The organism is Bradyrhizobium sp. ISRA464, from assembly GCF_029910095.1.
GTDB lineage: Bacteria > Pseudomonadota > Alphaproteobacteria > Rhizobiales > Xanthobacteraceae > Bradyrhizobium.
In genome coordinates, this window is sequence record NZ_CP094526.1 from 5,346,852 (window position 1) to 5,367,126 (window position 20,275).

The window sequence follows — 20,275 nt, forward strand, 5'->3', positions numbered from 1 at the left end:
GTGGGAGCTTCGCAATGATTGCAGACTTGATCTACGACGTTGGCCTGCACAAGGGCGAGGATGCGGCCTTTTATCTCAAGAAAGGCTTCAAGGTTCTTGGGATTGAGGCCAACCCGGAGCTCGTGCAACACTGCCGGACGCGATTTCGCAACGAAGTCGCGACCGGGCAGTTGCGGATCATCGAGGGCGCAATCGCGCCGGAGTCCGACGGACCCACCATCACCTTCTACAAGAATTCGGACTCCGTCCTCTCCACCATCAACAAGAACAGAGCCGAGCGCACCAAGAAATTGGGCCACAAGAGCGAATGCATCGTGCTGCCGCGCATCGACGTTGTCGACGTCTACCGCTCCTGCGGCGTGCCCTATTTCCTCAAAATCGACGTCGAGGGAGCCGATCAGCTGGTGTTGGAAGGGCTGAAGCAGCAGCCCAACCGCCCGCAATACATTTCGGTCGAATCCGATAAGATCGACTTTGATGAGGTCGAGGCCCAGCTCGGCCTCTTGCGCGACCTTGGCTACCGGAAGTTTAAGGCGGTGCAGCAGCAGCGAGTTCCGGGATCACGGGTCGACACCAAGGCGCTTGACGGCTCGAAGGTCGCACATGTTTTCGAAAGCGGCGCGTCCGGTCCGTTCGGCGAAGATCTCGGCAGTCAATGGCTGGACTTTGACGGCATCGTACGCCGCTACCGATCGATATTCCGAGACTATCGGTACTTTGGCGACGACTCCCTGTTGGCCAAATTTCCCGTTTTGGCGCTGCCGTTCAAGGCGGTCTACAAGCTCTGCACGGGTCAACGCGGCTCGTTGCCCGGATGGTACGATACACATACATGCCGGCCTGTAGACGACGCTCCCGACAAAATCGCGCTCACCCTCCCCGCCTGGCGACGCGCGCAGGACCTGATCGTGGATTCTGATCCAACCAGAGAGATTGACGTATCGATCGTCATCTGCACGCGCAATCGTGCGAGCCGCCTGTCGGGGACGCTGGGCGCGATGCGGGCGTTGCGTACCGATCACGCTTACGAGGTGATCTGGGTCGACAACGCCTCGACCGACGATACAACGGCCGTGCTTCAGCGCGCTTTCGTCAACGACCCGGCTTCAAGATACATCCGCTGCGAGCGGATCGGTCTCGGCGCTGCCCGCAATCTCGGCTGGGAAAATGCCCGCGGCAGGATCGTCGCCTTCACTGACGACGACTGCTATCCTTCGCCCGACTATGTCGATGCGATCCTCGCGGCGTTTGCCGATCATCCCGGCGCGGGCGTGATCGGAGGCCGCATCCTTCTCTACAACCCGAACCACGCCAGGATCACGATCGAGGAAAGCGAGGCACCGCGCGTCTATCCAAAACGGACCTTTGTCAGGGCCGGCACGCTACAGGGCGCAAATCTCGCGTTTCGGCGCGAGGCCCTGCTGGCGATCGGCGGCATAGACCCCGACTTTGGCGCGGGCACGCGCTTTCCCTGCGAGGACATTGATGCGGTGACCGCAGTGCTGTGGGCGGGATTCGACGCCTGTTACGACCCCCGCCCGACCGTGCAGCACGATCATGGCCGCGTCGACGCCGACGTGCCGGCGCTGCTCAATTCGTATGATCGCGGCCGCGGCAGCTTTTACGCCAAGTACATCCTGCGGCCCGATACCCGAGCGACCTTCATCCTGCGCTGGCTCAGCTCGACCTGGCGCCGGCGCGACTGGCAAGGGCTTCGTACGCTGCGAACCGAGCTGCGCACGGCAGGCCAATACGCGATCGCCAAACGGAGATTTGGAGCGCTTGCGCTGGCCGTCCCGCTGGGTCTGGCCGCGCTGGCCGTACAGTCCGTCGTGTCCTTCGGCTTCTCGTCCGGGCGTCGTCTTTGGGAGACAAGGAGCCGGTGAAGCGGAGATGAGGCATGCGACGCGAAGAACGCTGCTCAAGGGCTCGGTCGGACTTGCATTGACGACCGTCGGCCCGCTCACGGTCTTCGACACACAGGCGGCGGCGGAAGGAGTATTGTCATTCGGCGACGCCACCATCACCGTGGTGGATACGACGGTGCGATCCACCGAGCTCTGGGCGGAAGTGCCCGTCAAGCTCAACGCGCCGACCGCGTGCACGATCGTGCTGGAATACGAGACGCTCAATGGAAACGGAACGGTCGGCGTGCTGCCCGGCGCGGCGACCGCCGGCGCCGACTTCGTCACGGCTCGCGGCTTCCTGATCTTTCAGCCCGGCGACCAGGTCAAACTGGTGAAGATCCGCCTTGTGCGGCCGCTTGCGGCGGGCAAGTCAATTGTCTTGCAGATATCGGACTTCGGATATCCGCTGTTCGGTCACGCGCACACCACCGGCGAGGTGAAATGGAGCGAGCAGCCCCCGATCGTGGCCTCCTATGCCAATGACGACGTCCCGCTGCCGCCGCTGCCTTCGCACGGCTCAGTGATATTTTCGGATCGTCTGCTCGATCGCGATTTCGCCAGCGACGACGGGTTTACGCCCAGCGGCACGCCGTGCTGGCAAAGTCGTCTTGTCACCGGACGTCGCCAGGAGGGCAACAAGGAATTGGGTTACTATGCCGACCCGGCGCTCAATCCGGAAACCACGGTGTGGGGAATAGACCCGGCAACGGGCTGCCGCTTCATCCAGGCCGAGTATCACAAGGAGGGGCTATCGGATGGACAGGGCGGCAAACTGGCGCCGGGCTGGCGGAAAGAAACGCCGTTCCGGTTTTCCGCCGCCATGGTGACATCGCGGACCTTGTTCAACCGCATCACCCTCAACAGTTACGTCGAGTTCAATGTCAGACTGATGAAGGTCGCAGGCAGCTGGCCGGGGCTGTGGTTGCTGCCTGTCACCCCCGGCTGGCCGCCGGAAATCGATGTCCTCGAGGCCTACATCACCGCATCGCCGCAGTATCGGGAAGACGTCATCTTCTCCAGCATTCACTGGAAGGGCGAGAAAGGACCCGACGCCCGCGGCACGGCGATGCCGCTCGGCCTGGTCGAAGAGGGCGCCAACCTGTTCTCCCGGTTCAACCGCTTCGGCTGCCTGATCGGGAAGCAACAGATCGTCTACTACCTAAACGACAAGCCCTATTGCGCCATGCCGAACCTGGTCGGCGCAGGGCCCTGGTACATGCTGATGGACGTTGCCATCGGCGGTCCGGCGGGCGAGCCGAGCGATCCCAGCGCTTTTCCCGCCAGAATGCATATCGCCGGCGTCAAGGTCATCCAGTTCTGAAGCTTGTCGAGACGAAGACGCGCGCGCCTCTCGCTCAACGATGAAAATCGCGCCGGATCTGATCCGCGGCTTCCTCAAGCTTCGAGACAGCCCTCGCGAGCGCGATATCGGAACTGAGCACCGGCTCCATCTCGCTCAACCGCCGCAATCCGCGCGCGGCGGCATAGGGCAGCGTGTCGTTGGCTGCTCCGACGGCCAGTTGAATCAGCCGGTTCTTGCTGGACATCCAGTTGCCATCCCTGCCCGTCTTGGAAACCCAGAGGTCGTGCAACGTCGCAGGAAAGGTCGGGTAGGGTCGGAGATCGATCCTGAGGGCGCCGGCCCAATCCGACCATTTGAATCGATGCGATCGGTGGAACGGAAGCACCGGCACCCAGGGCACCCGTAGCGCATCCGCCACGATGGCGCCGTGCATCGCCTCGGTAATGACCGTGCTCGAGGCCTGGATCATCTCGAGAACCCGATCGACCGGCCAACGCGGATCGATCAGTTCGACGTCCGCCAATTCACAGGCCCTGGGCCAGTTGCCGTTCAACAGGCTCTGCCAATGCGGGATGTAGCTGACCTTGAAGCGCTTCGGGACCTCTTTCCTCAAGTGCCGATTGACCAGCACAGCGGCGTCGGCTGCGACCAGCCGTTCGTCGAGTCCGAGCGCTTGCGCGGTCAGCGGTCCGCGCACGCAATAGACCTTCCATCGCTCGTCGAGCCGAGGTGCCGCGGTGTACTGCCCGAATCCCGACCCAAACACCACTTTCATGGCCTGCTGCGGATGATGGTCGAACAGGACCGACCCAATCGCGAGGAACAGGGTCAGATCGTCTTCATCAAAGAAGCCCGGGAAGACCTTCGGCATGAGCACATTGTTCAGATCGTCGCCGAAGTTCGGTGCGGTGCTCCGATAGAAGTAGAGTTTCATGATCGCGGCTGACGCAGCATGGTCGAGTAATATTGCACGGCCCCTCCGAATAGCGGCCCCACGGCGGCGCGCTTCCTGATCTGTCTGCGGATGTCCCGCGCGATCTCCACGACGGTCGCAGGCGCATGCGCAGTCAAAAGGTGCTTGGCGTACACCGCGCCGGCGCCGATGTCGTAGTAGTGCCCGCGAACGAACGCCTCGTCGTCAAAGCGGCCGTGATCGTGAGCCACGCTTGGCTCCGGGAAATACCCGCCCGTCCAGCCGGCATATGACGCTCTGACGGCAACTTCCCATTCCTCGCCGGCAAACGGCGTGCCGGCCCCAAAGCGGCTGTCGAACATGCCGGCATCGGTCAAACACTGACGCCTGAATGCCATGTTGGACCCCTGAACGAATCCTCGCTGAACAAAGGTGGACGAGGATAGAATCTGTGTTGTGGTGCTGGTGTTGCAGCCAAGCGGCGACTGCTGTGCGTCATACGGCAGGATTCTTCCCGAACCAAAGCCCAATCCGGGATCTTGCGCGAATACCGTTCTCCAGGCCGATGCAAAACCGCGATCAGGGTAGCAATCATCGTCGATGAAGAGGATGACTTCGCCGGAAGACGCCGCAACTCCGGTATTTCGACCGGCCGAATTGCCCGGCTTGCTCTCCAGGATGGCGCGCCACAGAGCAGGGTTGGCCGTGCAGAACTCCTGCATGGCCGCGAAGGTGCCATCCGTCGAACCATTGTCGACGAGCACAACCTCGATAGCATCAGCGCCGTCCATCGACCGGATATGATCCAGACATTTTCCGACGGTCCTCATTCCATTTCGAGAGCACAGGACCAACGTTAGTGCAACTTCGTGCATTCTATTTGCTCGGGCCTTGATCAGGTTCGAGAACCGATGACATCTGACGCAGTGAACGTCGGCCAACATTACGGTCATTGAGTCAGGTAGCGCAACCGACATGTTCAACCAGGCGTAGACGCCACTCCTTGATGCCGCTGCGACTTCGACCCGATCGATCCAGCGAGCAGCCTCGCGACATCCATGGTCTGATCCCTGGCGATCACCAGCATCGTCGCAAGATATGACACCGCTCCAACAGCAATGCTGATAGTCAGCGCAACGACTGGCGGAAGCTCTGGAAGAACATGTCGTGTGGCGGCAATGACCGCGACCATGATCGCGCTGGAGCCGGCCGGACCGACGAAGACCCGTAGATAATCCGACACCGGCTCCGACAGGAGCCGCGAGGTCTTGATCACGGCAAACGGCCATCGGGCGATGGTCGCGATCAGGACGGCAGCCAGCAGCGTGGTCACGCCGAACCTCGACATCAGCACCAGGATGCCCAGCGTGACGATTCCGGCGGCAAGCTGGTAATAAAACCACCAATGCGCGTGGCCGCGGCTGTTGATGAGGCTGCCCTGAATCACACCGATGCAGGCCATCAAGCCCAGGCCGCAATACAGCCGGATCGGATCGACCGTATCGACCCAGCGCGATCCGAAAACGACGGGGACCGCGAGATCCGCCACCATCGCAAACCCGATGAAGACCGGAAACGACAACGCCGAAGACAGAAACGTCGCAAGCAGGAACCCCTTCCTGACCCGATCGACGTTTTCCTGGATCGACGAGAACATCGGATGGGCCACCGCGCCGATCGGCGTCGCCAGGACGTTGAGGATCATTTGGAACAGGTTCCGGGAAAAGGCATAGATGCCCGCTTGATGCGGCCCCAGGTAGAGTCCGACGATCGCCGGATCCGCTTGCGTCGTCAGCGCCTGCATCGCGCGTGTTCCCGACGAAAACGCGCCGTAACGCGCGAGCGATTTGAGCGCATCCAAGCTGATCCGGAATTTCGGCCGCCACCCTGCTCCCCACATCGCGGCCACCGTCGCGGTGACGGATGAGGACAGTTGCGCGATGAGGAGTGCCCAAACACCGTAGCCGGCCACGAGAAGGAGCACGGTCAGTGCAGCCGACACCACCGTGGCGAGCAATGTCCGACCGGCAATCAGTTCAAAGGACATTCTTCGCGTAATGATGGCCTGCGGAACGATGCCGGCGGCATCCGCGAACAATCTGAGCCCGGCGACGGGCAGCAGCACGGCTACCCACTCCGAGCCGAGCATTCGACTGAACGGTCCACTGCAGATCGCAAGCACGGCGTACGCGACGAGCGCGCAGATCGACGCCGCCCAGAACGTCGAGTCGAGATGAATATCGTCCACCGACGACCTCTGAACGATCGCCTCGGCAAAACCGGAAGGCAACAACACCGCGAGCAACGCAACGAGACTGCCCGCAAGGGCGACAACGCCAAACTCGGCGGGACCGAGATAGCGCGACGTCACCAGGAAAACGAGGAAGCCGGCAAGCGACGGTATGACCGAATTGACGCTCGACCAGAACACGCCTCGGATCGCGCGAACGGCGTGTGTACGGTTGCCAGGCTCAGTGCCTACCATTTGCAGTGTTCTTCCCAGCCCGTGATGTTGCCGACGCCATAAGCGTCGGAAACAGTGAATGTATGGAACCGTGCAAAGACCGACCCGCGCACAGCCTGTTGTCCTCCAGGCAGTCTCTGACGTTCATGCAACCCAATTTGCATCAGATGGTCCCGCAAAGAAGATCAGTCGAAGATGCGCCCGGCGCGGGCCGCGTCACCCGTCCATCGCCAATCCGTCGAGGAAACCACTGGCAAGCTACCAGCCCTGCACGTGCAAGAGGCACGCCGGGCTCTTCGCGATTTCGGTACGGATCACATATCAGCTCTCAACCAGCTCCGAAATGCGACCAAATTGTAGCCAAGCACGCCGCACGCGCCATGATCTGCTTCCGGCAAATCATGGCCGCACCAGGGTTTCCCGACCATCAAATGCAAGCAATGCGACGGGAACGTGTCACATACGCGCGTTGCGTTGCCGGATCATGACTGCAAGTTGATCGGAGACGGCGGCGTCGGTGACCTTGCGACAAAACAACAGTTCGCCGGAGCCGTAGATGCCATCGATCCTCATGCGCGGATTGGCGCGGAACATCGCGATGTGGCGCTCGCCGATCTCCGACGGGTTTGCTCCGCCCCCGCTCCAGTCCGAATAGGTGATGCTGCGCCGCATGTTCGAACGAAACGGCGAGTTCGCAAGGATGGTCTGAAACACCATCTCATCGGGCACATGGGTGTTCTCATAGAACTTCATGAACTTCGGATGATCGGCAGCGAATTTCTGGATGTAGATGCACGCGCCGCGAGTCAGCGCCCACCACTGGTTGCCGGCGTGAGGGACGAGCTCGCCGAACCACTTCTTGTAGTCGCGCGCCATCGGCACCAAGCCGAGCCCCCCGAGCAGCCTACGGCCCTTGCCGACGCACCAGCCAACCGGTCCGGGACGGCCCTTGTAGTGTGTCAGGCGCGACAGCGGTTTTGCAGCAGCCTCGGACGGCATCGCCACCGAATCGATGAATTCAAGGCCGTTGTTTTCACGAAAGAAATCCTCAATTTCGGCCGCCGAGCGGAGCGGATAATCCGTCCCGCTGATCAAGACCAGATAATCGTGGCGGCGCGGCGACACCAACGCCTCCTCCATGAGCACAAGGGCCGCCCGGATCAACGAATAGTCGCCCCAATGAATAGGAATTCGGTTCGTCGTGAAATGTGCGCGGAAACCGACCGCCCGGCGGAACGGATCGATGTCCGCATGGGCATCGATATGCACAAACATCTCCGTGGACGGTGACTGGAGCTCACAAACCAGCCGAGCAAGCTGCTCCGGCCGTGTGTGGGCAAGGATGAGATAAGCGACATTCATCTCTTGATCGTCCCGACATCTCTTGATCGTCCCGATATGGTCATGCGCTTGCGCTGAGGCGCGCCGGGTTCAGTGACAAAATCAGAATGCTGGTGGGCCAAGCCCGCAAAATCGTTATGAGAGTTGCGAGTTCCGCGACCTAGTTCCGCAATAGAGATTCAAGCGAAGCCACACTCAACACCACCACATCCATGAGGATCCCGCAGCCCGCATAACGACCGCTGATTGCAGAGCGCCTCTGCACCACGCGCATGCATGACGTGGTCAGTTCGGCAAGAAAACAGTTCGGCAAGAGAAGAAGACTCCGTAACGGCTTGTTCAAGAAGTAGACAAGGTTGTTCGCGTACTACTCACCCGCCGGCTGGACCATGGAGACCGACGAGCCTGCCTCCTGCAATCGCCGGCCTGTTCGCACACGCTCGACCGCGAAGACTGAAAGAAACTGCCCACGCAGCCACCGCGTCATCGGACGCTCGACCTTGAAGTAGACCACAAATCCCACCAGCAGCGAGACCGTCGCGGCAAGAATTGCGAATGACGCAAACTGCAGCGGGCCTTCCAATGGCAGCCGAAGAAACAAGCGGCGAAATACGAAGAGCGTCAACGCGTGCGTCAGATAGATCGAATAGCTCGCATCCCCAAGCAGTCGCAGCCAACCCATGTCGGGTATCTTGAATGATCGTTCAGCCGCAACCGCACCGACCATGATCGATGCTGCGCACAATCCGTTCAACAGGAACAAATGCGGAAGCTGCAAGGCATGCACCGCGAACAGCGCCACAAACCCTATCGGCAAGAGCAGCCAGAGGTTGGGGATCTTCCCGTTCAGGAACAACCATCCCAACACAATGCCGCCCGCGAACTCCAGCATCAGGGGGTGCGTATACATCAAGAGCGGGTGCGTGTAGGTGTGAAAGATCGATTCATCGGTCGAGACAAAGAGCCCCAACGCAACGAGCAGCGAGATCAGGCAAAGCGAGATCAGCAGCGGTTTGCGAAACAACAGGCCGATCGCAAAGATCAGGTAGAAGAACATTTCGAAATAAAGCGTCCAGCCTGGATTCAGCACCGGCCAGATCGTGCTGGGAAAGATCGAGCTGTGGTGCGGAACGAACATCGCGGAAAGCATCACGTCGTTCACGAGCGGGAGGCCGGGCTTGGCCCCTCCGGACAGCAAGAGCAGGCTCGCCGCACACAACGTCAGGATCCAGTACAGAGGCGCAACCCGAATGAGCCGCAATCCGGCGAAAACTGCAGGCGATTCAACCCGCGACGAAACGTACATCACCACACCGCTGATGATGAAAAAGATATCGACTCCAGCCTCGCCCATCGCGAATTTCTCGAGCGGGTTGTACAGATTCGGCCAGGGATTCCTGATGTGGTGCAGGACCACCATCACGGACGCGACGCCGCGCAGATACTGAATGGTCAAGAGCTGCTTAGAGGATTTTTGATCCAGCGCCGTTCCAGGTGTCATCAGCCGTCACATCAAGAAGAGAGAAATTACGCTGAACCGATCAGCAGATAGCGGATTGTTCCGAAAGAGAGTTAGGGCGCGTTACGGTCGCATAACGAGCTGCTGCACATGCAAGAGGCACCGCGCTTCACAGCTTTGCCACAAACCTCTCGCTGAGAGTTCATGCGAACTTGGTGCTATGCATCTGCCGGGCCAGAGGGGCATGCTATCCTGGCCGAGCCATCGCGCGATGCGCAGCATCAGAGCCCACGACGTCCATGCGAGACAATTCATGCTGACCTTCATCATACCAGTGCGCCATCCGGCAAATTCCAAGAACTGGGACGCTCTCAAAGCGCGGCTGGCACAAACCATAACATCGATCTCGGGTCAGAATAGTGACCGCTGGCAAGCCATCATTGTGGCGAATAACGGTGCGGACCTGCCTGCCCTGCCGAAAGGCTTTTCAGTCGAACGCGTCGATTTTGCGCCAAACCCGAAGCATGAACGTGGTGCCGCAGACGATGTCGAGGTCTTCCGCGATTTCTTCCGCATCGATAAGGGACGCCGCGTGCGCGCAGGAATGCTGGCCGCGCAGAATGCTAGCTTCTTTATGATTGTCGACGATGACGATTTCGTCAGTTCCCGGCTCGCCGACTACGTCGCCCGGCATCCCGACGAGAATGGCTGGTATATCGACCGCGGCTACATGTGGAGTGAGGGCAACCTGTTGCTCGGAGCCATTTCAAAGTTCTTCATGCTTTGCGGCACCTCTCATATCATCAACGCCCGGCTGTATGATTTGGAGAGGCTCAAAGGAAACGATGCGAACGACTACCTGAAGCGCATGCTTGGCAGCCATATCGCCGTTGCCCAAGAGTTGGCCGCAGCGGGAACCCCGCTCAAGGTGCTCCCATTCTTCGGCGCGATCTATCGGGTCGGACATCCGGGAGCCCACAGCAATTCCGCCGGGCTGCTCGCCACCTTCTTCAAGAAAGCAACGCTGGCCAATCCGCTCCGCTTCATCAGGACCGCACTATCGCTCAGACTCCTGACACCGAAGCTGCGGCGCGAGTTCTTCGGAGCCGAGCGGGCATAACGAACGCGCCACGCCACCGTATGTCGGTTGGCATGAACGACGACAGCACCGTCAGCCCGCAGCATCAATGCGATTGTGACTGCGGCGCCTGCACATCCAGGTTTAATAGCTTGCACACCGTCGCCTTTGGGGGCTGGACGACCTCCGTGCTGCATGTCACAGGACTCGACAACGTCTGCTTTGTTCCGTTGCCGTTGTTCACCTCTGAGGCCAGCCGGCCAAACAGAATATAGTTTCCGGGGCGCCCCACGGCGGGCAGCGAGGCCATCGCAGTGATCGAGCCGTCGGCCGGCTTCTTGCCGGGTTCGACCTGCAGTTTGGTATTGGCTGACGACACGATGGCTCCGGTCGCCTTGTCGTAAACAGTCAGCTGAAGCGTCCGGTTGGACGGATAATCGGCCGGGACTTTCAGGGGAATTTCGACGTTGAGCTTGTCGCTGGTGCTCAGCGCCAGGACGCCCGCGTTGGGCTGCTTGCCCGCGACCACCTTGCTGACAGGCAGGAACGCCGGTTTCGCCATGTCGTTAAGCGGCGCAGAATAGCCGAATTGCTTCGGATCCGGCGTCAATTGGCTCGGCCCGCATTGCCGGCCGCCGCGTTCGGAGGTCGTGTACTGACACACGCGCACATAATCGATCTTGAAGGTCTGCGGAAACGCGGCCTCGTCAATGCCGTGCCGCCCAGCCCATTTGCTGCCGCCGACGGCAAAGTTGAGATCGACATGCGCGGGCGGTCCAAGCTTTCCGTCGCTGCGCAGCCATTGGTAGTTACGCGTGTAGATCAGCTTGCCATCCCAGAACAGCGAGATCTTGTCGGGCGCCCACACGAAGCCGGCGGTGTGCCACCCCTGATTGAGATCCTCGCTTCCATACATGTTCTGGAATTTGAGCTCGAACGAGCGGTCGACATGGGTGTATTGCTTCGGATCGAAGGGCGCCACCACATTCGAGTGCAGCGAGTTCGCCTTGTCCTCGACGCCATTGATGACAAACTCGAAGATGTCGATCTCCGGCGGATGCCAGGTCTTGCCGTCGATATCGTAGTCGGCCTCGAGCCAGAACGCCGGCCAGACTCCCTTGGCGTTGGGCAGGAACACGCGCGCTTCATAATACCCGTAGTAGAACGTTCGATGACTGCGGATCATCGCGGATTCGTACAGGTTGGGCGATCCCGGCATCTTCTTTGCAATCAGATTTAGAACGCCGTCCGCCACGACGTGGCCGTCGCGATAGCGTTGGTTCTCGTCGTTGAAGTGGTCCATCGTCTCATTCGAATAAAGATAACGCGTGGCCCATTTGGTGCGATCGAGCTTGTCGCCGTTGAACTCGTCCGAAAACACCAGTTCCCATCCTGCCGACCGCGCCGGCGTCGACGTTGCTGTCAGCGCCGCAGTCAACAACAGCAGTATCGGGAGAACGCGCTTAGCAATCTCGGTGAGGTTCATTCAGCGAGCCTTCTGACTGATCGTGTGCGATTTCGATGACAAGGCTCACGTCTTGATCGACGAGCGACGGTCAAGTTGACAGCCTTGCGCCGGTAAGACAGGTTAGCCTCGCACTCCAACGATCGACCATTCACATCGACGAATTGGACGAAGACGTGGCCTCGGATAAAATACATCAAGCTTGTCGATGATGTGATCGGGCTGCCGAATTTATGTCCGGAGCATGACGAAATTTGCGGCAGCATCACTCGTGCTGTGCAAGCGGTAAAATCAAACGTGAGAGCATCGTGGGAACCGACGCGACCATACCAGCCTTCGTCATCAATCTTGATCGTGACATCGCGCGATGGCAGGACATCTCGAGCTCGCTGACGCGGCTCGGAGTTCCCTATGAACGGATCTCCGCGATCGACGCCAAGAACCGGATGACGCTTATTCGCCGGGTGATCCGTCGCGAGTTCCAGTTTGCGCCAGCCAATCGCCCGATGAAGGCGGGAGAAATCGGCTGCTACCTCTCGCACATCGCCGCGCTGAAACGCATCGTGCGCAAGGGTCTGCCGATGGCGATCATCTTCGAGGATGATGCGGCTTTCGACGAACGTTTTCAGCTATTCTACCGGCGCGACCTGCCGCGCTTTCTGATGAAGAGCGACATCGTGAAGTTCGAAGGCATTCACTATGCGCACACGTCCAAATCAGGTGTTTCGCTGATCAAGGGCGAAGCGGCACAGCTCGTCGTTCCCTTGAAGCCCGCGCTCGGATCTGCCGCCTATGCCGTCACCCGAAAGGGCGCAATAGAACTGATCAGAGCGCTTTCGGTTGCCGACCGGCCTTTGGACCACAAGCTGGTCTATTACGATCGGCACGGAATTGATTTTGCCGAGACTCTACCGTTTCTCGTCAGTCAGGCGGCCTACGAAAGCAGCATCGAGCTGCGCAATCTCGATGCGCCTCCACTGCAGCCCGTGAAACGGCTGCGTCGAGCGGTTGCCTCCGCCGGTCGTGGCGCGAAGCGGATCGCTTACGTCGCAAGACTGCTGGTCAAGCGGCGCCTGCTCGGCGCGAAATCTCCGTCCGCCGCCTGATCCCGATGAGCGCGTGCGTGCCTTCGGCGTCGGCATCGATATTCTTTGCTGAGCGTTCCTTTGAGATCGAGCGATGAAGAAGATTCTCTGGATCATCGGCCGCATCCCCTCGCCGCTCTTCAGCGGCGATGCGCTCTATTCCGCAGGGATACTCACGGCACTGTCGAGAACCGGACAGACTGACGTGACGGTTGTCGGCGCGCGACGCGAGAACGGGCCGGTCGAAGACCGCCTGCTCCGCTTGCCGCGCACGGTCTTTCCCGAGGCACCGTGGCCGCGACGGCTCGGGACGCTGAGCCTGCTGACATCATTGCCGAGAGACGCCTATAGCCTCGCACCGCCTTCGATCGGCGCTACTCTCGCCGAGCTCCTGAGCCAGCGCTGGGACTGGATCGTGTTCGATCACGCGCGCTCCGCCGCGTTGCTACCGATGGTATTGCAGCGCCGGAAGCAAGCCTCCATCGGCTATCTCGCACACAACGCCGAAGGGAAGATCAGGCCCGCGATCGCGAAGGACTTCACCAACCCGCTGCGCCGTTCAATCATGCGCTGGGATGCTGAGAAGTACCGGCGGCTGGAGCAACGCATTGTCGACGCCGCCGACAGCATTCTCTGCATAACCGACGCCGACGCGGCTTATTTCGCGCGGTCCGGCAAAACCACGTTGGTGGTGCCGCCGATCTATCTCGGAGCGGTCGCGCCGAGCGATCGCATCGAGGCGACCCGACCGAAGTCCATCCTGCTGCTCGGCTCGTTCGAATGGGTCGCAAAGCAGCGCAATCTCGAACACATTGTCAGCACACTGCTGCCGGCCCTGAAGAGCCGAAACGTCACCCTGGATGTGGTCGGAAACGTTCCTGAGGACATCAAGGCACGTTACGCCCATGAACGGCCGAACCTGGTGTTCCATGGTCCGGTGGCCGATCTCTCGAGCGTGCTTGCGAGGTCGCGTGGCGGGCTTGTGGCGGAGACGCTCGGCGGAGGGTTCAAACTGAAGCTGTTGGACTACGCCTTCGCGCGACTTCCTATATTCGGACTTCGCGCGGCGGTCGACGGCACCACGTCCGAGGAGCAGTCGGCGATGTATCTCGCCGACACCATGGACGGTCTGGCACAAACCATCATCGACGGGATCGACGACCTGGCTGCGCTCAACCGGAGCCAGGCCACACTGTTCGAACTGATGTCGAACCGCTTCGGGCTTGAGCAGGGAACCAGGCGCATGCATGATATCCTGATTAAGAAGGCTGACGCGGCGGCATGACTGGAACCGTAGATCGATCGATACAAATTGCCGAACTGTGCTAGCGTGACCGCGATTCACCCGGGCAAAACGTCGCGATGACTTTTGAGATTCAGGTTCCTATGGCGGCGCCGGCCGGAGCTGCGCATTCACAGCTGGCGGCGTCGGACACCGAACTCAGCAAGTCGGGACGATATGCCGTATGGGCATCGATCGTCTCCATTCTGTTCCTGTCGCAAATTGCCTACAACATCAACACGTTCCCGGCGTCGACCGACCTCATCTGCTATGCCGCCGTGACGGCATATCTGCTGATCAGCGGCTTCGCTTCGATCGGATTCCTGTCTCTGGCGCTGTTCGTCGTCGCGCTGGTGTTCGCCTGTTTCGGGACAGTGACCGCGACATCGTCGACGTCGTGGACCTCGCTGATGCTGCTCTTCGTTCTCTATGCGCCGTTCGCCATTCGGTTGAAGGGGGAGCCGGAGGGAGTCCACGAATACATCCTGTCCGCCTACGTCTCGGCAGCAACCTTCATCGCCGGCGTTGCGATCGTACAGATCGTGCTCGTCAACGCCACCAAATCGTCGCTACTGACCAACATCTACTTCAATCTGCCCGAAGCCATTCGCGGTGCCGGACACTACACCTTCGTCCGCGAAGGCGGCGGCATCATCAAGGCAAACGGCTTCTTCCTCCGCGAGTCGGCTGACCTTTCGCTCGTCGTTGCGCTAGCCCTCATCATCGAGGTCGGGTCGCGGGCGAGACTGCGCACCATGGGCATTCTCGTGGCAGGATTGCTGTGTTCGCTATCCGGCACCGGCCTGCTCGCGATCACGGCCGGCTTCTTGCTGCCGAGATCCGTCTTTCGCATCCCGCTGTTCATCGTCTATCTCGTCGGTCTGATCCTGGCGCTGTACCTGCTTTACAGTCTGGACGTTCCGGGTCTGGACCTGTGGTTCGACCGCCTCTCGGAGTTTCAAACACCGAATACCAGCGCCTATGCGCGCTTCGTCGCGCCGATGGAAATGATCGGACACAGCTTTGACAACGGCCTGCTCGCCACCTGGTTCGGCAATGGCGCGGGCAGCTATCTCAGGGACGTCCAACTCTACCACATGAACTATGAGGTCAACGATCCGACCTGGGCAAAGCTCACTTATGAGTATGGCCTGTTCGGCTTTGTCCTGATCTTTGCCATTCTCGTGCAACGATTGTACTCGAGCCGGCTGCGCATCGAGATCTGCAACTTTCTGCTGTTCAGCTGGATCAGTGTCGGCCTCGTGCTCAAGCCGAGCTTTGCGCTGATCGTCTGGTTGCTGACATTGGTCGGAAACCCGGCACGCCGACCGCCCCAACGCACAAGACCACCAGCGGGTTGACGCTCCACTAGCTTCATGTGGCGCCGGTTGCGCGCTCCTCACGACGTACTCCTCGCAAAGCGACACTAGTTGATCGTCGCGCCCCAAGCGGAACCGCGTCGCAAAAACACCGCATAGCGTCCACACGGACAACGAAGTCCGCCGGGAAGATGGAAGCTTCCGCGGATGAACCGGACGCCGAGAGAACCGGCGGCCGCGCTTTGCACCGCAGATGCCCGACATGCGAAGGACTGATGGCCGCGCATGCAACGTCGTTGCGCGGAACCGTCAAGGACGCCTCTCGGGCCGTGACAGTCACTACGGGAGACAGCATTGGCCAGGCTTCTCTCTATCCAATATTTGCGAGCATTTGCAGCTTTCGGGGTCGTCGCTTTTCACGCGCAAGGCTTCACCTACGGCCGGACGCTCGTCATCGGCAGCGCCGGCGTGGACATATTCTTTGTGGTCAGCGGATTCGTCATGTGGACCGTGAGCGCATACCGCACGCAGACGCCGGCGGAGTTCTTTGTAAGCCGCATCGTCCGAATCGTCCCGATGTATTGGTTCGTGACGCTTTCCTTCGTCGCCGCGGCACTTGTCTTTCCGGCGCTGTTTCCGCGGCTCGTCGTCAGCACCACGCACACGCTCGCATCTCTCTTCTTTGTTCCGATGCGATCTCCGAGCAACGGCGAGATCTGGCCGGTGGTGGTGCCAGGGTGGACCCTGAACTGCGAGATGTTCTTCTATGCCATTTTTGCCTTGGCACTCTTCCTCGACAACACCAGGCGGCTGCTCTTCCTGGCCGCGACGTTCTTCGTTATGATCCTGGTCGGTCGCCTCTACACCGGCGACAGTCCGCCGATCATTTTCTACACCAACCCGATCATGCTTGAGTTCCCGGCGGGGATTCTGCTGGGAAGAGCCTTCGAGCAGGATCGCCTGCCGCGGCTCCGCTGGGGTTATGTCGCGCTGGCGGCCGGTCTATTGCTGTTTGCCGCCTCAGCCTGGCTCGCGATCGACTCGCCGCGCGTGGCGGTGTGGGGCATTCCGGCGTTCCTCGTCGTTGCTGGAGCCGTCATCATCGAAAAGAACCGGAGCGTCCGCCTTGTTCCTGTCCTTGCCCTGCTCGGCGATGCCTCATACTCGATCTACCTGACGCATACCCTCACCATTTCCGCGATCGGAAAGTTCAAGGCATACTTGAATCCAGCGACGTTCTTCGTTGCAAGCTTGGCGCTTTCGGCCTTGATCGGCGTCGCCGCATGGCGGCTGGTCGAGCGTCCCTTCGCCGAGTTTCTCAAGCCACGTCCCAGGGTTCAGCAACCGCATTTCGCGGAGTGAATGATACCTTGTTTCGGATCAGGCAGCCGCTGGCGCTTTCTTCACCACGCGGAGCAGACTGAGCGCTCGCCTCATCCATTGCGGCCGGGCCGTCGGCACATAGCGCCAGCTCACCACGGAGCGCCGCAAGCCGCGCGGGCCGAACAATGCAAGGATCATCCACAAGAACAGCGACGTCCGCTGCGCCTGTGAGAAGCCTTGCGGAAACGCCAATGCCTTGAAAGTGGCAGATGCAATCTGCATCGCGCTATCGCCCGGAATGGGATGAATGTCCGGCCGCAACGAGTACGACGCCGCGCGCAGGCACAGGAACAGCAAATTCCTGTTGAGCGCGCCAGCATCCACCGACATGCCGACGCTGCTTGCCACTTCCGTGAAGAATTTGTGACGTCGACGCGTGAGGTCGACCTCGCGCGTGAAGCGGCTGTCGTCCAGATGCAGATGCGCGCCGTGGTTTAGCCCGTGAACGCGATAGTCCACCAGCGGCTTCGGGATCGTGATGACGTCGCCATATACGGGGGCCGCCGCGATCAAATAGCTATCGGGCGCGCGATCGATGAAATCAGATTCAAAACTGAAGATTCGCTCAACCACCGACCGCGGATAGGCGCTGCCCGATCCTGGAGGCGTCGGATAGACACCGGTCGTCGTAACCCAGGTGCGAATGTCCCGAGGCGTGGGATGTGAGTAGTATTGTGGCAGGATACTGCCCGTCGGGTGTCCCTTGGCATCGACGACCCGCATCTGAAACTGGAACTTGCTGGCCGCGTCGGACCAGGCTGCTGCAATTTCAGTCATAATGTCTGGATGAAGAGCATCATCGGAATCAAGAAATATCACGACGTCGCCAGTGCAGCGACGGAACCCGTTGACGCAAGACGGCATCTGACCGGCATTCACCTGGCTGATGATGGTGATCTTGTCGGCATAGGCTTTGATCACCTCGAGCGAATTGTCCGTCGATCCATCATCAACGACGATCACCTCGACATTCGGCCAGCGAATGTCGAGCGCGCTCTTGACCGCAGTGCCTACATAATCGGCGTAATTGTGATTGGGAATTACGACTGACAGGACGAGTTCATTCGTCACTTCGGGTTCCTCACGTGCAATCGAAGCCGAGTCCTTATTTGGTATTTGTGCGGCGTGACAACAGATTATCTCTGCACCCGCATGCGTTGCATTCTTGATAACGTCGAAACCGTGTCATCGCTTCCGCATATGTGGCCGCCTTTTCACTCGCCATGAAACTGTCGAATTATGGATAAAGATTGTGGCTAACAACAGTGAGGGGAACGCAAGCGAGTCGGGCAATAAGCGTGTTGCCAAAATAAAGGGAACGGCCGTGTCCGCAGAGCTATATCGAGAACTCGCCTGGCTTCCAAAACCTCCGTCCGATTTCTCGATCCGCTGCAGGGAACTGGCAAGCGGTTCCGACAGCGCCCCCGGAAAGAAAATCAGAGCACTCGCGACCTACGCACTCGATGAGCGGCAACTGTCGAGACTCGGACGGACGATTCGATCGTTGCAACTCGGCGGCGAGTCTCTCGCACCGCTCGTCCCCTTTCGCCTCGGCTTGATCGGAAACGGAACGCTCGACCTGATCGTTCCCGTTTTGGTTGCAACGGCGGCCCGCCATGGTTTTGCGCTCGAATGCGTCACCGGCGCCTATGATCAATATCTGCAAGACGCGCTGCAGCCAGAGTCCCTTCTCAACAAGGCGCAGCCCGACGCAGTCCTTGTTGCGCTCGATCATCGGGGATTGTCGCTGCATCCCTGCCCGGGCAACGAGCAACTAGCCACCGAGACCGTTGACGCGGCAATCGGACTTCTCGATTCGATCCGTGCCGGCATATCGCGCAACAGCGGCGCGCTGTGCATCTTGCAAACGCTCGCCGCGCCGCCCGAAGGACTGTTCGGATCCTTCGACCGCTCTCTGGCCGGCACGGCCCGCAATCTGGTCGATCGCGTCAATCAGAAGATCTCGCACGCGGTGCTGCAGTCGACCGACATGCTGCTCGACGTCGCCGGGATCGCCGAGACCGTTGGCCTTGCCGACTGGCACTCTCCGGCCCAGTGGAATCTCGCAAAACTGCCGTTCGCGGATGCCCTGGTGCCGCTTTACGCCGAGCATGTCGTGCGCATCATCGGCGCGCTGCGCGGCAAGAGCCGCCGCGTGCTCGTGCTCGATCTCGACAACACCGTCTGGGGTGGCGTGATCGGCGACGACGGCATGGAAGGCATCCAGATCGCGCAGGGCGACGCCACCGGCGAGGCGCATCTTTCCGTCCAGCAGCTCGCGCTGACATTGCGGGCGCGCGGCATCGTGCTCGCGGTGAGCTCAAAGAACACCGACAGCGTCGCGCGGCGGCCGTTCAAGGAACACCCGGACATGCTGTTGAAGGAAGAGCACATCGCGGTGTTCCAGGCCAACTGGAACGACAAGGCGACCAACATCCGCGCCATCGCAAAGGAGCTTGCGCTCGGACTCGATTCCTTCGTCTTCCTCGATGACAATCCGGTCGAACGCGGCCTGATCCGGCAGGAGCTTCCAGAGGTGGCGGTGCCCGAGCTCGATGCCGACCCCGCGAGCTACGCCCGCACGCTGGCCGCGGCCGGCTACTTCGAGGCGATCAATTTCTCCGAGGAAGACCGCGCGCGCGCCGAAATGTATCAGGCCAATGCACGCCGGCTCAGCCTCCAGGGCCAGGCGACCGATCTCAAGTCCTACCTGCGGTCACTGGAAATGCGCATCGTGTTCGGCCCCTTCGACCGGACAACGCGAGCCCGCGTCACCCAGCTGATCAACAAGAGCAACCAGTTCAACCTGACGACGCGCCGCTACACCGAATCCCAGGTCGAGCAGTTGGAGGCCGACGACGGCGTCATGACGCTGCACGCGCGGCTGATCGACAAGTTCGGCGACAACGGCATCATCTGCGTGATCATCTGTCGCGCCACCGGCCGCAACACCTGGACGATCGACAGCTGGCTGATGAGCTGCCGGGTGCTCGGACGATGCGTCGAGCAGGCCGTGCTGGCCGAGATCGTCTTGCGGGCGCGCGCCGCCGGCATCACGACCCTCGAGGGCGTCTATCTTCCGACCGACAGGAACGAGATGGTCCGCGACCACTACGGCAAGCTCGGCTTCGCGCGCCTTGACGATGGCGCTGACGGAAGCAGCCGCTGGGCACTCCGGACCGACGTTGAACTGGAAGCTTTGCCGATGACGGTTCAGCGCGACGAGAAGCAGTTTGAGCCGGCTTGATCGGATCAGATCGCCGACAGACTTGAACG

15 protein-coding genes are annotated in these 20,275 nt (G+C 60.4%); 8 read left to right on the forward strand and 7 right to left on the reverse strand.

Going from position 1 to position 20,275, the window contains the following annotated elements; genetic code table 11:
• Positions 1 to 14 precede the first annotated feature (14 nt).
• Complete coding sequence (locus tag MTX19_RS25055; RefSeq protein ID WP_280979777.1) at positions 15 to 1,886, forward strand: FkbM family methyltransferase; 1,872 nt, start codon at positions 15 to 17, stop codon at positions 1,884 to 1,886.
• A 7-nt stretch (positions 1,887 to 1,893) separates the two neighbouring features.
• A complete protein-coding gene (locus tag MTX19_RS25060) occupies positions 1,894 to 3,228 on the forward strand; it encodes a family 16 glycosylhydrolase (protein WP_280979778.1) in 1,335 nt (444 codons plus the stop codon).
• 34 nt (positions 3,229 to 3,262) lie between these two features.
• Here the strand turns inward: MTX19_RS25060 and MTX19_RS25065 are convergent, their stop codons facing one another.
• The 5 genes from MTX19_RS25065 to MTX19_RS25085 form a co-directional block, all read right to left on the reverse strand.
• Positions 3,263 to 4,144 (reverse strand): polysaccharide pyruvyl transferase family protein, encoded by an 882-nt coding sequence (locus tag MTX19_RS25065; protein ID WP_280972457.1) that lies wholly within the window; start codon positions 4,142 to 4,144, stop codon positions 3,263 to 3,265.
• Positions 4,141 to 5,100: a glycosyltransferase family 2 protein gene (locus MTX19_RS25070; RefSeq protein ID WP_348638321.1), complete on the reverse strand. Its 960-nt coding sequence runs from the start codon at positions 5,098 to 5,100 to the stop codon at positions 4,141 to 4,143. Before MTX19_RS25070 ends, MTX19_RS25065 begins: the two co-directional genes overlap by 4 nt.
• A 2-nt stretch (positions 5,101 to 5,102) precedes the next feature.
• Positions 5,103 to 6,554 carry a lipopolysaccharide biosynthesis protein gene (locus tag MTX19_RS25075; RefSeq protein WP_280979780.1) on the reverse strand — a complete coding sequence of 484 codons (1,452 nt, stop codon included), beginning with the start codon at positions 6,552 to 6,554 and terminating at the stop codon, positions 5,103 to 5,105.
• A 489-nt stretch (positions 6,555 to 7,043) separates the two neighbouring features.
• Positions 7,044 to 7,949, reverse strand: a complete 906-nt coding sequence (locus MTX19_RS25080) for a beta-1,6-N-acetylglucosaminyltransferase (RefSeq protein WP_280979781.1) — start codon at positions 7,947 to 7,949, stop codon at positions 7,044 to 7,046.
• Positions 7,950 to 8,295: 346 nt separating this feature from the next.
• The gene (locus tag MTX19_RS25085; RefSeq protein WP_280979782.1) at positions 8,296 to 9,429 is read right to left on the reverse strand and encodes an acyltransferase; all 1,134 of its coding nucleotides are present in this window, start codon (positions 9,427 to 9,429) and stop codon (positions 8,296 to 8,298) included.
• A 271-nt stretch (positions 9,430 to 9,700) separates the two neighbouring features.
• Here MTX19_RS25085 and MTX19_RS25090 point away from each other — a divergent pair, with 271 nt between their 5' ends.
• Positions 9,701 to 10,507 (forward strand): galactosyl transferase, encoded by an 807-nt coding sequence (locus MTX19_RS25090; RefSeq protein ID WP_280979783.1) that lies wholly within the window; start codon positions 9,701 to 9,703, stop codon positions 10,505 to 10,507.
• Between the two features lie 64 nt (positions 10,508 to 10,571).
• On the opposite strand, the gene MTX19_RS25095 is transcribed toward MTX19_RS25090, so the two are convergent.
• Positions 10,572 to 11,951, reverse strand: a complete 1,380-nt coding sequence (locus MTX19_RS25095) for a glycoside hydrolase family 16 protein (RefSeq protein WP_280979784.1) — start codon at positions 11,949 to 11,951, stop codon at positions 10,572 to 10,574.
• Between the two features lie 287 nt (positions 11,952 to 12,238).
• Here MTX19_RS25095 and MTX19_RS25100 point away from each other — a divergent pair, with 287 nt between their 5' ends.
• From MTX19_RS25100 to MTX19_RS25115, 4 genes are all read left to right on the forward strand, one after another.
• On the forward strand, positions 12,239 to 13,036 hold the full coding sequence (locus tag MTX19_RS25100) for a glycosyltransferase family 25 protein (protein WP_280979785.1): 798 nt from the start codon (positions 12,239 to 12,241) through the stop codon (positions 13,034 to 13,036).
• Between the two features lie 73 nt (positions 13,037 to 13,109).
• Complete coding sequence (locus tag MTX19_RS25105) at positions 13,110 to 14,300, forward strand: glycosyltransferase (protein WP_280979786.1); 1,191 nt, start codon at positions 13,110 to 13,112, stop codon at positions 14,298 to 14,300.
• Between the two features lie 77 nt (positions 14,301 to 14,377).
• Entirely contained in the window at positions 14,378 to 15,658 is a 1,281-nt protein-coding gene (locus MTX19_RS25110; RefSeq protein WP_280979787.1) for a hypothetical protein, read from the forward strand.
• Positions 15,659 to 15,970: 312 nt separating this feature from the next.
• A complete protein-coding gene (locus tag MTX19_RS25115) occupies positions 15,971 to 16,978 on the forward strand; it encodes an acyltransferase (RefSeq protein WP_280979788.1) in 1,008 nt (335 codons plus the stop codon).
• Between the two features lie 18 nt (positions 16,979 to 16,996).
• Here the strand turns inward: MTX19_RS25115 and MTX19_RS25120 are convergent, their stop codons facing one another.
• The gene (locus tag MTX19_RS25120) at positions 16,997 to 18,070 is read right to left on the reverse strand and encodes a glycosyltransferase family 2 protein (RefSeq protein WP_280979789.1); all 1,074 of its coding nucleotides are present in this window, start codon (positions 18,068 to 18,070) and stop codon (positions 16,997 to 16,999) included.
• A 484-nt stretch (positions 18,071 to 18,554) separates the two neighbouring features.
• Here MTX19_RS25120 and MTX19_RS25125 point away from each other — a divergent pair, with 484 nt between their 5' ends.
• Positions 18,555 to 20,246 (forward strand): HAD-IIIC family phosphatase, encoded by a 1,692-nt coding sequence (locus MTX19_RS25125; protein WP_280979790.1) that lies wholly within the window; start codon positions 18,555 to 18,557, stop codon positions 20,244 to 20,246.
• Positions 20,247 to 20,275: the final 29 nt, after the last annotated feature.

Coding starts and splice junctions, on each gene's coding strand:
- MTX19_RS25055 (WP_280979777.1), top strand. CDS start 15: ATGATTGCAGACTTGATCTACGACGTTGGCCTGCACAAGGGCGAGGAT.
- MTX19_RS25060 (WP_280979778.1), top strand. CDS start 1,894: ATGAGGCATGCGACGCGAAGAACGCTGCTCAAGGGCTCGGTCGGACTT.
- MTX19_RS25065 (WP_280972457.1), bottom strand. CDS start 4,144: ATGAAACTCTACTTCTATCGGAGCACCGCACCGAACTTCGGCGACGAT.
- MTX19_RS25070 (WP_348638321.1), bottom strand. CDS start 5,100: ATGTCGGTTGCGCTACCTGACTCAATGACCGTAATGTTGGCCGACGTT.
- MTX19_RS25080 (WP_280979781.1), bottom strand. CDS start 7,949: ATGAATGTCGCTTATCTCATCCTTGCCCACACACGGCCGGAGCAGCTT.
- MTX19_RS25085 (WP_280979782.1), bottom strand. CDS start 9,429: ATGACACCTGGAACGGCGCTGGATCAAAAATCCTCTAAGCAGCTCTTG.
- MTX19_RS25090 (WP_280979783.1), top strand. CDS start 9,701: ATGCTGACCTTCATCATACCAGTGCGCCATCCGGCAAATTCCAAGAAC.
- MTX19_RS25095 (WP_280979784.1), bottom strand. CDS start 11,951: ATGAACCTCACCGAGATTGCTAAGCGCGTTCTCCCGATACTGCTGTTG.
- MTX19_RS25105 (WP_280979786.1), top strand. CDS start 13,110: ATGAAGAAGATTCTCTGGATCATCGGCCGCATCCCCTCGCCGCTCTTC.
- MTX19_RS25110 (WP_280979787.1), top strand. CDS start 14,378: ATGACTTTTGAGATTCAGGTTCCTATGGCGGCGCCGGCCGGAGCTGCG.